The organism is Methylobacillus arboreus (assembly GCF_020532725.1).
Lineage (GTDB): Bacteria > Pseudomonadota > Gammaproteobacteria > Burkholderiales > Methylophilaceae > Methylobacillus > Methylobacillus arboreus.
This window is the reverse complement of record NZ_JAJAVC010000003.1, coordinates 178,576-190,629: the sequence shown is the minus strand read 5'-3', so window position 1 is coordinate 190,629 and position 12,054 is coordinate 178,576. Positions and strand designations below refer to the sequence as shown.

The 12,054-nt window shown below is 53.0% G+C and carries 13 protein-coding genes; 7 read left to right on the top strand and 6 right to left on the bottom strand.

Annotation, left to right across the window (positions count from 1 at the left end; all coding sequences use genetic code 11):
- Positions 1-3: 3 nt before the first annotated feature.
- The 4 genes from motA to flhD form a co-directional block, all read right to left on the bottom strand.
- A complete protein-coding gene (gene motA / locus LG198_RS00940; protein WP_230341302.1) occupies positions 4-864 on the bottom strand; it encodes a flagellar motor stator protein MotA in 861 nt (286 codons plus the stop codon).
- 160 nt (positions 865-1,024) lie between these two features.
- The gene (locus LG198_RS00935; RefSeq protein WP_230341301.1) at positions 1,025-1,822 is read right to left on the bottom strand and encodes a class I SAM-dependent methyltransferase; all 798 of its coding nucleotides are present in this window, start codon (positions 1,820-1,822) and stop codon (positions 1,025-1,027) included.
- 43 nt (positions 1,823-1,865) lie between these two features.
- The gene (flhC, locus tag LG198_RS00930; RefSeq protein WP_230342033.1) at positions 1,866-2,414 is read right to left on the bottom strand and encodes a flagellar transcriptional regulator FlhC; all 549 of its coding nucleotides are present in this window, start codon (positions 2,412-2,414) and stop codon (positions 1,866-1,868) included.
- A 40-nt stretch (positions 2,415-2,454) separates the two neighbouring features.
- Complete coding sequence (gene flhD / locus LG198_RS00925) at positions 2,455-2,772, bottom strand: flagellar transcriptional regulator FlhD (RefSeq protein WP_230341300.1); 318 nt, start codon at positions 2,770-2,772, stop codon at positions 2,455-2,457.
- 574 nt (positions 2,773-3,346) lie between these two features.
- Between flhD and flhB the strand changes: the two genes are divergently transcribed.
- The 7 genes from flhB to motD are packed head-to-tail and all read left to right on the top strand — an operon-like array spanning position 3,347 to position 11,043.
- Positions 3,347-4,492 carry a flagellar biosynthesis protein FlhB gene (flhB, locus tag LG198_RS00920; RefSeq protein WP_230341299.1) on the top strand — a complete coding sequence of 382 codons (1,146 nt, stop codon included), beginning with the start codon at positions 3,347-3,349 and terminating at the stop codon, positions 4,490-4,492.
- Between the two features lie 3 nt (positions 4,493-4,495).
- Positions 4,496-6,568, top strand: coding sequence for a flagellar biosynthesis protein FlhA (gene flhA, locus LG198_RS00915; protein WP_230341298.1), 2,073 nt, complete (start codon positions 4,496-4,498; stop codon positions 6,566-6,568).
- Positions 6,565-7,959, top strand: coding sequence for a flagellar biosynthesis protein FlhF (gene flhF, locus LG198_RS00910; protein WP_230341297.1), 1,395 nt, complete (start codon positions 6,565-6,567; stop codon positions 7,957-7,959). Before flhA ends, flhF begins: the two co-directional genes overlap by 4 nt.
- On the top strand, positions 7,956-8,780 hold the full coding sequence (locus tag LG198_RS00905; RefSeq protein WP_230341296.1) for a MinD/ParA family ATP-binding protein: 825 nt from the start codon (positions 7,956-7,958) through the stop codon (positions 8,778-8,780). The genes flhF and LG198_RS00905 overlap by 4 nt, the downstream gene beginning before the upstream one ends.
- 13 nt (positions 8,781-8,793) lie before the next feature.
- The gene (locus tag LG198_RS00900; RefSeq protein ID WP_230341295.1) at positions 8,794-9,528 is read left to right on the top strand and encodes an RNA polymerase sigma factor FliA; all 735 of its coding nucleotides are present in this window, start codon (positions 8,794-8,796) and stop codon (positions 9,526-9,528) included.
- Positions 9,510-10,250, top strand: coding sequence for a flagellar motor protein (locus LG198_RS00895; RefSeq protein WP_230341294.1), 741 nt, complete (start codon positions 9,510-9,512; stop codon positions 10,248-10,250). Before LG198_RS00900 ends, LG198_RS00895 begins: the two co-directional genes overlap by 19 nt.
- A gap of 16 nt (positions 10,251-10,266) precedes the next feature.
- Positions 10,267-11,043 carry a flagellar motor protein MotD gene (gene motD / locus LG198_RS00890; protein ID WP_230341293.1) on the top strand — a complete coding sequence of 259 codons (777 nt, stop codon included), beginning with the start codon at positions 10,267-10,269 and terminating at the stop codon, positions 11,041-11,043.
- Between the two features lie 86 nt (positions 11,044-11,129).
- Here the strand turns inward: motD and LG198_RS00885 are convergent, their stop codons facing one another.
- Positions 11,130-11,579 (bottom strand): flagella synthesis protein FlgN, encoded by a 450-nt coding sequence (locus LG198_RS00885; RefSeq protein ID WP_230341292.1) that lies wholly within the window; start codon positions 11,577-11,579, stop codon positions 11,130-11,132.
- 30 nt (positions 11,580-11,609) lie between these two features.
- Entirely contained in the window at positions 11,610-11,912 is a 303-nt protein-coding gene (flgM, locus tag LG198_RS00880; RefSeq protein WP_230341291.1) for a flagellar biosynthesis anti-sigma factor FlgM, read from the bottom strand.
- Positions 11,913-12,054 lie beyond the last annotated feature (142 nt).

The window sequence follows — 12,054 nt, the reverse complement described above, 5'->3', positions numbered from 1 at the left end:
GTCCTAGCGGGCCTTGGCCTGCTTGACGTGAGCCTCCAGCTCGGCAAATTCCGGGCGCTCGGTGGAATACAACACCTTACGGCCGAATTCCACCGCAATTGCAGGCGCATAACTATTGAGGCTGGCAAGGAAAGTCACCTTCGCGCACTGGAACATCTTGGAAGATTCATCCGCCTTGCGTTCCAGCAAGCTCGCAAGCGGGCCGACAAAGCCATAAGCGAGCAGGATGCCAAGAAAGGTTCCTACCAAAGCATGGGCAATCAGCATGCCCAGCTCATTCGGCGGCAAACCGACTGATTCCATGGTATGCACTACCCCCATCACGGCAGCCACAATGCCGAATGCCGGCATGCCGTCGCCCAGGCGCGCAATGCAATGCGAGGGCACCATGCTTTCGTGGTGGTGGGTCTCGATTTCATTTTCCATGAGGTTCTCGATCTGGAACGCATCCATGTTGCCCGACGACATCAGGCGCAGGTAGTCGCAGATAAAATCCATCAGGTGGTGGTCGGACAAGAGGTCCGGATACTTGGAAAAAATCGGGCTACTTTCAGGGTTTTCGATATCGTTTTCGATCGCCATCATGCCGTCGCGGCGGATCTTGGTGAGGATTTCAAACAGCAGCGCCAGCAGATCCATGTAGCGCGACTTACTATATTTCGAACCTTTGAAAACACTGGGCAAGGCTTTCAGCGTAGCCTTGATAGCTTTTGCATCATTGCCAACTAGGAAGGCGCCGATCGCCGCACCGCCGATCATGAGCAACTCTATCGGCTGGAACAGAGCCGCCAGATGGCCACCCGCCATGGCAAATCCGCCAAACACACTTCCAAGTACTACCAGATACCCCGCTATCACCAGCATAATCAGCAAGCTCCGTTCGGGTTTCAACAGACCCGATTCTCAAGTTATTTTCAGCATAACAATCAAGCTGATGTTCTGATCGCGGTAATTAAAGTGCAATAACCCTTTATATCTGAATCATCGTGGCTTGAATGCCTTCCTAAAGCGCAATGCTCCGCGCTTAAAATTCCCAGACGAAAATACTTGGGGCATCCGGCCTCTCCTGAATCTGCAATTTGGGAGCCACTCCCGGAATCTCAAATTCATAACTGATCAGCAAACTGCCTGCCTGCATTTCCTTCTCAGCCTTGCGCCATAAATCAGGCATCGCAGCCGGGGAAAGGTATGCAAAAACTACGTCATACCTAGAAAGGTTAACGGCTTGGTAATCGCCATACTTGAATATCGCAGGGGATTTTTTTAATACTGCCAGCAGGACGCTAAGCAGCCATGGCAAAGGAGCTAGCTCGATTCCGGCACATGTGGCATTCGGGCGCTCCCGTGCAAGATACATGACAAGCCCGCCCAGGCCGCTACCAATGTCGAGCACACTGACTGGCTTGTCTACCGGGATCAAATCCTTGACCTGGCGCCAGGTTGCGGGCAGCGATGGATAAAAAGGCACCTGGGTACGATAGGTACTCCAGAATAGGGCCAGGGTAAAACAAAATGCCAGCAGGTACGCCCACGCAGGCACCTGCCATTGCAGCATGAATAGGATGGCCAACGGAAATAACAGGTGGATCAAACGCCACCAAACTGCCATCCCCAATAGCATTGAGAGGAGGCTGGCAAAAGCGCCTTGCGCGAGAAACAAGGCCCAGCCTGGCAGGCTGCCCCACTCGAGCCACGACACCACCTGCCCCATGCACCAGAGAAGGACAAGGGCGGCTACCTGAATAAAAAAAGCCAGGATAGCGGGGGGAAACCGCCTCCTGGCACCACTCAACTCCGGGGTTGGACCTTGCTTAAACTGCATGGGCAAGGTCGCATGAAAGAATTTTACGCAACATACTTATGTATTATGCAATCAGTGCCGCAGCCTGCTCCTTGGCTTTTTTGGTCTTGCCTGCGCGAGAAGGCACATGACAGAGGTTGCATTGATAATGCTCATGCAGGTCATAGGCATTGACGACAAACTCGCCGCCACAACAGCGACACTTCTGCATTTTCAACATATTGCTATCAAGGAAGCGAATCAACGTCCAGGCGCGTGTCAGGGACAAGACCATTTCATCATCGGGCTCGCTGCCCACCTGCTGCAAATACAGTTTATAAGCCTTCATGACTGCCGTGATCCCTCTCACACCGGCATGTTCAATCAGAAAACGGTAGATATTCACGAAAATCGAGGAATGGATATTGGGTTGCCAGGTCAGGAACCAGTCGGTTGAGAATGGCAGCATTCCCTTGGGAGGCGACATGCCCTTGATCTCTTTATACAGCTTGATCAGCCGCTCGCGCGACAAGGTAGTTTGAGATTCCAGCAATTGCAGCCTTGCACCCAGATTGATCATCTGGATAGCCAACTGGATTTGTTCCGCCTCATTGATAACACTCTTGGCCATGATACCCCCCGATACCTAAATTAACCGTCGACTACTTAATTATTTAAGCTATTTCCTCAACACCCTGACCTGCCATCAAGATAGCGGCATGCGCTTGTGCCTGCATGCGATCCTTGGTGTAGCTGGTCAACATGCTCAGGATAGCGGTATCGTCAAAGCGGAAGCGTGTCAGCATCATATTGAAGCTGCTCAGCTTAAGAAGCTGGGCGTTACTCAGACCTTCCAGCAGATCCGCAATTTCCTGGCTCAACCCCAGGCGGAAAATTGCAGTTGCCTTGTCGGCACGGATCATTTGTTGAGCAAGCATCAGATAACTAAGATTAGCGTCTTTAATTTCTGCCATGATTTCTTGTTCATTCATTTTCCAGTCCCCTTTTACTTGAGAAGCCAGCACTGCTTAAGTGCAGAGCAAGTGAGACGTACTTTGAACTTTTTACGGCAAGGGAGAAACTAGTGTCTGTCGGTTTTTTACGTAAGACGAACGCGCACAGCCGATACAGTGTTTGTCTTACAAACACTGTATCGGCCTTGGGAGGCAAGGCTTTCAGAGGAGGAGCACCAGCATTTTTCAGTTAAAAACTAATTCTAACGACACTTATCCTTCAGAATATTTTTTACATCCATGAATTGCTTAACGGCAATGCTTTAAAAACCTTTAGGGTAATTTTTAAAATATTTTTAAAAATTTTATAAGTGATTAATTTTAAAATTAAATTAACCAAAAATATTTTCAACGTATTTCATATATCGGCAGGCTTTAAACAAACTTTAGGAATTTTTTAAGAAATTTTTAAACTTTTTTATCAGGAATAACCGGTTTTCCCCCTTCTATTCTTCAATTTCATTATTTTCTCCGTGACCAATAATGCAGCCATCGTGGAAGGCAATATGCACTAGATAGGCATGCCGCCTCCATCAATGAAGGATAGACGAGCATGGCGCAAGACAGCGATTTGGAAAAAACGGAACAGCCCACGCCACGGCGCATAGAAAAAGCCCGTGAAGATGGCGATGTGCCGCGTTCGCGCGAGTTTTCCACCTGCGCCGTGCTGCTTACGGGAGGCATCGGACTCATGATCATGAGCGGCCGCCTCAACCAGGCCATGCTGGGGAACATGAGCAGCAACCTGCGCTTCAGCCGCGAGGCTGCATTTGATTTCAGTTTGTTATTGAGCCAGATTTCAAGCGGCATTCTGGATTTGTTGATTGCCTTTGCACCGCTGGTCCTGCTACTGCTGCTGGTGATTGTCGGCGCCCCTGTCCTGATTGGCGGCTGGAATTTCAGCAGCAAGGCATTTACGCCGAAGTTCAGCAAGCTCAACCCGCTCAATGGCATCAAGAACCTGTTCTCCAAGAACTCACTGGTCGAACTGATCAAGGCCATACTCAAGGCCACGCTGGTCGGCACTGTCTCTTATATGGTGATGGCGCATGACTTTGACACCATCATTTCCCTTTCAACGCAGCCGCTGGAAACCGGGATTGCCCAGGTGGACGGCATCCTGATCAAGGGGTTTCTCTTCATCGTCTCGGCATTGGTGCTGATTGCGCTCATTGATGTGCCTTATCAGCGCTGGAATTACACCAACAAGCTCAAGATGACCAAGGAGGAAGTCAAGCAGGAAGCCAAGGAAAGCGAAGGCAATCCGCAGATCAAGGGCCGCATTCGCCAGCAACAACGTGAAATGGCCCGCCGCCGCATGATGGCCGAGATTCCCAAGGCAGATGTCGTGATCACCAACCCAACCCATTATGCGGTTGCGATCAAGTATGACGATAACGCGATGGCCGCCCCGCGCGTCGTCGCCAAAGGTGCCGATGACATTGCGCTCAAGATCAGGGAAATTGCCAGTGAGCACAAGGTGCCCACGCTCGAATCTCCCAAGCTGGCACGTGCGCTCTTTGCCCACACAGAACTGGGCGATGAAATCCCTCAGGCACTGTATGCGGCTGTTGCCGAAATCCTTGCCTATATCTTCCAGTTGCGCACCTACAAGACACACGGTGGCTACTACCCTGATATGCCAACCGCACTGGATGTGCCGGACGCCCTGGATCCGCACCTGAAAGGAGCCAAGTAAATCATGAATTCGTTCAGAATCCCTGCCTGGCTAAGCGGCAGCAGCTCCGTGGCTGCGCCCATCATCATCGTCATGCTGCTGGCGATGATGATTCTGCCATTGCCAGCTATTGCCCTGGATGCATTGTTCAGCTTCAACATTGCACTTTCCATCCTGGTACTGCTGGTCGGCCTGCAAACGGCCAAGCCTCTCGATTTCATTGCCTTCCCTACCGTGCTGCTGGTTACCACCATGCTGCGCCTCTCGCTTAACGTCGCCTCTACCCGAGTGGTATTGACTGAAGGACATACCGGGCCTGATGCGGCAGGCAAGGTGATCGAAGCCTTCGGCCACTTCCTGATCGGCGGCAATTACACCGTGGGTATCGTGGTGTTTGTCATTCTCACCATCATCAATTTTGTGGTGGTCACCAAGGGTGCCGGCCGTATTGCTGAAGTGGGTGCCCGTTTTACCCTGGATGCCATGCCCGGCAAGCAGATGGCGATCGATGCCGACCTGAATGCCGGCCTGATCGGTGAAGAAGAAGCGCGCAGCCGCCGTAAGGAAATCGGCCAGGAAGCCGAGTTCTACGGCGCGATGGACGGTGCCAGCAAATATGTACGCGGCGATGCGGTTGCAGGTATTCTGGTGATCGTGATCAACATTATCGGCGGCCTGATTGTCGGCATGGTCCAGCACGATCTCAGTTTTGCCGATGCCGTGAAGAATTACACACTGCTCGCGATTGGCGACGGCCTGGTGGCGCAAATTCCCGCGCTTATCATCTCGGTGGCAGCCGGTGTTGTGGTTTCCCGTGTTGCCGATGAACGCGACATCGGCAATCAATTGACCGACCAACTATTTGCCAAGCCGCGAGCGATTTATGTCACCGCTGCGATCATTGCCGGGCTGGGGCTGATCCCCGGCATGCCACATTTCGCATTCCTGATACTGGCCGCGCTTCTGGCAGGCATCGCTTATGCCGCCGAGAAAAAACAGCAAGTACAGGAAGTCGAGACCGAGGCAGCCCCCTCGCCTGTCGCAGAATCTCCCGAAGCCAGCTGGGATGACGTCACTCCGGTTGATGTGATTGGCCTTGAAGTCGGCTATCGCCTGATCCCGCTGGTGGATATGGCCCAGGGAGGTGACTTGCTGAAACGTATCAAGGGATTGCGCAAGAAATTTGCGCAGGAAGTCGGCTTCCTGCCACCACCTATCCATATCCGCGACAATCTGGAACTGCGCCCTGCAGGTTATCGCATCACATTGAAAGGCGTCGAAATCGCCAACGGCGAATCCTTTCCCGGGCAATACCTGGCAATCGATCCAGGCAATGTCACCGGCTCACTCAGTGGCACTGCAACGACCGACCCCGCATTCGGGCTGCCTGCCGTATGGATCGAGGCCAATATGCGCGACCAGGCACAAGCCATGGGCTATACCGTGGTGGACACCAGCACCGTGATTGCCACTCACCTAAACCACATGATTACCTCTCATGCAGCCGAGCTGCTGGGCCGCCAGGAAGTGCAGCAACTGCTGGACCATATCGGCAAGGAGTCACCAAAACTGGTGGAAGACCTGGTACCTAAGTCGCTCAGCCTGTCCACCGTGCAGAAAGTGCTGCAGAACCTGTTGGTAGAAGGCGTGCACATCCGCGATATGCGCACCATTATCGAAACCCTGTCCGAGCACGGCCAGCGCGTCCAGGATACGGATGAACTGACCTCTTTGGTCCGCATTCAACTAGGCCGCGCCATCGTGCAGCAACTATTCCCCACCGGTAATGAGGTACCCGTCATGACACTGGACCATAACCTGGAGCGCCTGCTAATGCAGGCATTGCAGGCAAGCGCTGCAGGAGGGGCGGCTATTGAGCCTGGCCTGGCCGAGACCCTCTCCACCCAGACAGCCAATGCCGCAAAACAGCAGGAGCAAATGGGCCTCGCCCCGGTGCTGCTGGTGCCCGGCTCATTGCGTACCGCATTATCAAGATTCCTGCGCCGTGCGGCACCTCGCCTGCGCGTGCTCTCACATGAAGAACTTCCTGATACCAAAACCATACGCGTTACCAGCCTGATTGGAGGCCAAGCATGAACATCAAACGTTACTTCGGCAAAAATTCCCGTGAAGCACTGAATATGGTGAAACAAGAACTGGGAGCCGATGCCGTCATTCTTTCCAACCGTGCCGTCGAAGGCGGGAACGAAATCCTGGCGTTCCGTGAGGAGGATATGGCAAACCTGGTCGCCCGCAACAAGCCCAAACCAGCCATAGTCCAGCCTGCACCCGCAGCTCCTGCCGCAGAGGAAACCCTGGTTTCCATGCTAAGCCGCAACCAGCGTATCCTGAAAACGGCACAGCCACTGAATCACCAGGAGCTGCAACAACAACGCAGCCAGGCCACCAGGCAAAAAACAGTGCTGACTGCACCCCAGGTTGCCAAGCCTCAAGTCGCCAAACCGCTGGTCCAGAATGCAGCCAAGCCAGTGCATGAGCAAGTTAAGCAAACCAACCACACCCAGCGCGAAATGGCACACATGATGCAGGAGCTGCGCTCCATGCGCGGCGCCATAGAGTCGCAATTGACTGAAATGACCTGGACCAACATCCAGCAACGTGACCCGGTCAAATCCAGCATGCTATGCAAGATGATCGCGGCAGGCTTCAGCGCCGGCCTTGCACGCCAGATTGCCGAGAAGGTGCCCGCTGACCGTACCGAGGCTGAAGCCATGAAATGGCTGCACAGCGTTATCGGCAACAACATTCATACCATCAGCGATGAACAGCAGATGCTGGACCAGGGCGGTATTTATGCATTGATCGGCCCGACTGGCGTCGGCAAGACCACCACCACGGCCAAGCTTGCCGCCAGGTTCGTCATGAAACATGGCGCAGGCAAGCTCGCGCTCATCACCACGGATTCCTACCGGATAGGCGGGCATGAGCAGTTGCGTATTTACGGCAAAATCCTCGGCGTCATGGTACACGCCGTGAAGGATGAGGCCGACCTGCGCATTGCACTCAATGAGCTCAAGGGCAAACACACGATCCTGATCGACACCGTTGGTGTCAGCCAGCGTGACCGCATGGTGACAGAGCAAATTGCCATGCTCTCCAACACCGGTTTGCCAATCAAGAAAATTCTCTGCATGAACGCGACCAGCTCTGGCGAGACGCTGGCAGATGTCATTGATGCCTACAAACGCCGCGGCCTGGATGGTTGCATCATCACCAAGCTGGACGAAGCCGCTTCGATAGGCAGCACTTTGGATGTCATCATCCGCGAGCGGCTCAAGGTTTATTACGTCGCCAATGGCCAGCGCGTGCCTGAAGATATTCATCTCGCCAACAACACATTCCTCGCGCACCATGCCTTCAAGATGGCGCGCAAGAAAAGTGAGCAGTTCCAGTTTCGCGATGCAGAAATGCCCTTCCTGATGGCTAACATTGCCAGCAACAACAAGATGTCAGGAGACTTGGCATGATCCAGCCTCATAAAGACCAGGCCGCAGGCTTGCGCCGCCTGATGACTGGCCCTAGGCCAAGAGTCATCTCACTGCTCTCTGCCGCCAGCAAAACAGAACATGCAAGATTCATGACCAACCTTGCAGCATCACTGCACCGCCAGGGCAACAAGGTACTGATCATGGAAGCGACAAGCACCTCCATGCAGGAGGTAAAACATTACGGTATTGATGAGAATCAGGGCACGTTGCTTGAAGCCGTGATGCGGCCGGAACTGCACCAACCGTTAATAAATCATGGCAGTCAGGGCTATTCTGTTGCAAAATTACTATCAGGCAGCGCCGCTCATCGTTTTTTGCATCATGAAAACACCATGAGGCACATCGAGCGGATATTCTCGGCCATGGCAAGCCAGCATGACGTTATTCTGGTTGATGCTGCGCTCACTATTCAAGATACCATGCCACTGAACATACTGAATCATGGGGAGATATTGATACACATGACACGGGACGCGAGCTCAATTACACAAGCCTATTCCCTCATCAAGCAGCTATGCCAACAGGTTGGCAGGCGCTCTTTTGGCATTGTCGTCTCGCATGCCAGCGAATCCCAGGCCCGGGTCATATTCAACAACATTGCAGAAGTAGCACGCCGCCACCTTTATATTGAGCTCAGCTTTGCCGGGCTGATCCCCTCCGATGAACACCTGGGAATTGCAGCAAAGCTTGACCGCAGTGTCATTGACGCTTTCCCCATGACCAGGGCTTCAGCGGCATTTAAGGCATTAGCCGGCAAAATAGACCATAATCACGGTTTATTAGAAACATCGCTCAGCTAAGAGGACTGTATTGATGTACACCTTGCATGGAAAAACCAGCCAAAAGGAAGAACTGCTGAAGCAGCATGCAAGCCTGGTCAAGAAAATTGCCTACCAGCTCAAGGCCAAGCTACCTGCCAGCGTCGAGATAGACGACCTGATACAGGCGGGCATGATGGGGCTGCTGGATGCAAGCAATCGCTATGAGGACAATCATGGCGCCCAATTCGAGACCTATGCCGCCCAGCGCATCCGTGGCTCCATGATTGACGAACTTCGCCGTGCCGATTGGCTTCCGCGCAGCGTGCGCAAGAACATGCGCGACGTGGAAACGGCCGTGCATACGCTGGAACAGCAGCTTGGCCGCCCGCCCACTGAAGGCGAAATTGCCCGCGAACTCAACCTGCCCATGGATGATTTCCATGAAATGCTTGACGACTGCAGCGGCCATCAACTGATCTACTATGAAGATTTCAGCGAGCAGGAAAATGGCGATCACTTTCTTGACCGCTATCAATCCGATGATTCCGACGACCCGCTCAAGGCATTGCTTGCCACCGACTTCCGCGAGGCATTGATTGATGCAATCGACACCCTGCCAGAACGCGAGAAAATCCTCATGGGCCTTTATTACGAACAAGAAATGAACCTCAAGGAAATCGGCGCCATCATGAGTGTCTCTGAATCCCGGGTTTGCCAATTACACACACAGGCTGTTGCTCGCCTGCGCGCCAACCTGAAAGAGAAACTGTGGACTGGAGCAGCCTAGGCGGCATAGTCCTCGCCCTGGCTGGTATCCTGCTGGGACAAGCGCTCGAAGGCGGCAGGGTCAGTTCGCTGATCCAGCCAGCCGCGTTCATGATCGTGCTGTTTGGCACCATGGGCGCCGTGCTGTTGCAAACCCGCCCCAATTTCTTTATTCAGGGAATACGCCTGCTGAAATGGATAGTCCGCCCGCCTATAGATGACAGGGAAAAGCTTGCACGCCGTATCAGCACCTGGAGCCAGATTGCCCGCAAGGACGGTGTACTGTTGCTGGAAAACCATATGTATTCCGAACCGGACCCTTTTGTGAAAAAAGCCTTGCGCCTGCTTATTGACGGCACCCCGCCAGAGAAAATCCGTGACATCTGCAATGTTGACATCAACCGTTACGAGGCTGCACAACGCAATGCCGTCAAGATCTGGGAAGCGGCTGGCGGCTATGCCCCTACCATCGGCATCCTTGGTGCAGTACTCGGCCTGATCCATGTCATGGAAAACCTTTCCGACCCGAGCAAGCTGGGCAGCGGTATCGCCATTGCTTTTGTTGCCACCATTTACGGCGTTGGATTCGCCAACCTGTTCTTCCTGCCAGTCGCCAACAAGCTCAAGGCCTTGGTGCAACTGGAGACGACACGGCACGAAATGGTAGTCGAAGGCATGGTTGGCATCGCCAACGGAGAAAACCACAAGATTGTAGAAGAACGTTTGAACGCTTACCTACGTTAAATCCGGGACTGGCTGCATGGCAAGAAGAAGAAAATTCGAGGAAGAACCAGATAACCATGATCGCTGGCTGGTCTCCTATGCCGACTTCATCACCCTGCTTTTTGCCTTCTTCGTGGTGATGTATGGCATATCCTCGGTCAACGACCAGAAATACAAAGAACTGACCTCCGCACTCGGCAATGCATTCAGTGGCACCTCAAGCAATAGCGAGAACAATACGCCCCCGCCAAATACTGCGCTGCCCACAGACAAGCACGTACTTAAGGGTACGCCGCCCCCTTCGCTGATCCAGTCACTGCCGCTTGCCCGCCTGCAAAAAGACAGGCAGCGCCAAGAGCAGGAAAACATCGTAGCCATTATCACCAGCCTCAACCGCTCGCTCAGCACCCTTGCAGGCAACGGTAAAATCAATATCAGCAAAACTGACCGTGGCATGCGCATTGATATTGCCGACGGCGTGCTGTTCCCGGCTGGCTCTTCCCAGATCAAGGCTGAAGCCAGCGAGCCGCTCAATGACATTACCCAGGTACTGGCTGACACAGCCTATGTCATACAAGTTGAAGGCCATACCGACAACCTGCCCATCAAGAACGTCCAATTCCCTTCCAACTGGGAATTATCTGCCATGCGTGCCACCAGCGTCGTACGCAAGATGATAGAAAACGGCATCAGTGAAGACCGCCTGAGCGCAGTGGGATATAGCGATACGCAGCCCGTTGCGGACAACGATACGGCAGAAGGCCGCGCACAGAACCGGCGTGTTTCCATCATGGTGCTGTATAAGAAGCCTTAGAGCCTTTTTATGATCTTTATCCGCAACAATTTTCAGCAATAAAAAAGCCGGGAATTCCCGGCTTTTTGTGCCTGTCTGTCAGCTAGTTACGCCTGTGTATTGTAGAGTCCGGAACCCGCGCTGGCCTGGCCATTTGGGCCATAAAACTGGCTTGAGGCAGGAGGACGTCCCAAGGTATCCAGCACTTGCTGGTTGCGGTTGAAATGCTTGTTGATCAGCATGCCATTCAGGCGATTGAACTCTTTCGCCTGCCCAATCAGCCCCTGGAAGTGGTTCCATGAAGTCTTGATATCATCATCCTGAACGGCCAGCCAGGCGGCGAGTCCACGTTCATTGGCATCAAAACCCAAAGCTGCCACTGCCTGATAACGGGCCTGGGTATGACTGTTGAGATCCTGCAAGACGCGGGATTTCTCATTGAGCAATCCTTCCATGGCATCCACATCTACTTTTACCAAACTTGTCTGCTCGCGCTTCAGAAGCTCCAGCAGGTTGTCAGTCAAGGCAATTTCACGTTCAAAGCTAGCCGTGGTCATGGTCAGGATCACCTTTTCTCCTGTGCAGCCTTAACGTGGGGCCGTCAACAGGTCTCTTACTGTGTTAATAAGGCCATCCGCAACCTTTTCAGAATCTACTCTGAATTGACCACTGGAAATGGCAGACTTGATCGCGCTTACTTTTTCCGCGTCATACACTTGCTCATTAGCGCCGGCAGCCTCTATTGACTGCAGCTGCGAGGCCAATGGAGACAGGGTAACACTCTCACCGGCAACAGGGGTTTTGGCTTCGCTTGCGCGCGGAGCTGGCTTGTTTTCCGTCTTGTCATTGTTAAGCGCAACTGCTTTTTGAAGTGCGTCATCGATTTTCATGGCAAATCCTTAAGCTCGTTCATCTACGGCATGGACACATACCGATATATTGCTCTTATCGGCAGCATTTGTGTTAACTTTAGTAAAAAATTCCAAAGTTTTCCACTCGAATCAATACCATCCATGCTCTAAATTACGGGCT

What these genes read in the sequence shown, in the direction of transcription:
- LG198_RS00885 (WP_230341292.1), bottom strand. Translation starts at nt 11,579, where the DNA reads ATGACCACGGCTAGCTTTGAACGTGAAATTGCCTTGACTGACAACCTG.
- LG198_RS00935 (WP_230341301.1), bottom strand. Translation starts at nt 1,822, where the DNA reads ATGCAGTTTAAGCAAGGTCCAACCCCGGAGTTGAGTGGTGCCAGGAGG.
- motA (WP_230341302.1), bottom strand. Translation starts at nt 864, where the DNA reads ATGCTGGTGATAGCGGGGTATCTGGTAGTACTTGGAAGTGTGTTTGGC.
- flhD (WP_230341300.1), bottom strand. Translation starts at nt 2,772, where the DNA reads ATGAATGAACAAGAAATCATGGCAGAAATTAAAGACGCTAATCTTAGT.
- flhB (WP_230341299.1), top strand. Translation starts at nt 3,347, where the DNA reads ATGGCGCAAGACAGCGATTTGGAAAAAACGGAACAGCCCACGCCACGG.
- LG198_RS00905 (WP_230341296.1), top strand. Translation starts at nt 7,956, where the DNA reads ATGATCCAGCCTCATAAAGACCAGGCCGCAGGCTTGCGCCGCCTGATG.
- motD (WP_230341293.1), top strand. Translation starts at nt 10,267, where the DNA reads ATGGCAAGAAGAAGAAAATTCGAGGAAGAACCAGATAACCATGATCGC.
- flhA (WP_230341298.1), top strand. Translation starts at nt 4,496, where the DNA reads ATGAATTCGTTCAGAATCCCTGCCTGGCTAAGCGGCAGCAGCTCCGTG.
- flgM (WP_230341291.1), bottom strand. Translation starts at nt 11,912, where the DNA reads ATGAAAATCGATGACGCACTTCAAAAAGCAGTTGCGCTTAACAATGAC.
- LG198_RS00900 (WP_230341295.1), top strand. Translation starts at nt 8,794, where the DNA reads ATGTACACCTTGCATGGAAAAACCAGCCAAAAGGAAGAACTGCTGAAG.
- flhF (WP_230341297.1), top strand. Translation starts at nt 6,565, where the DNA reads ATGAACATCAAACGTTACTTCGGCAAAAATTCCCGTGAAGCACTGAAT.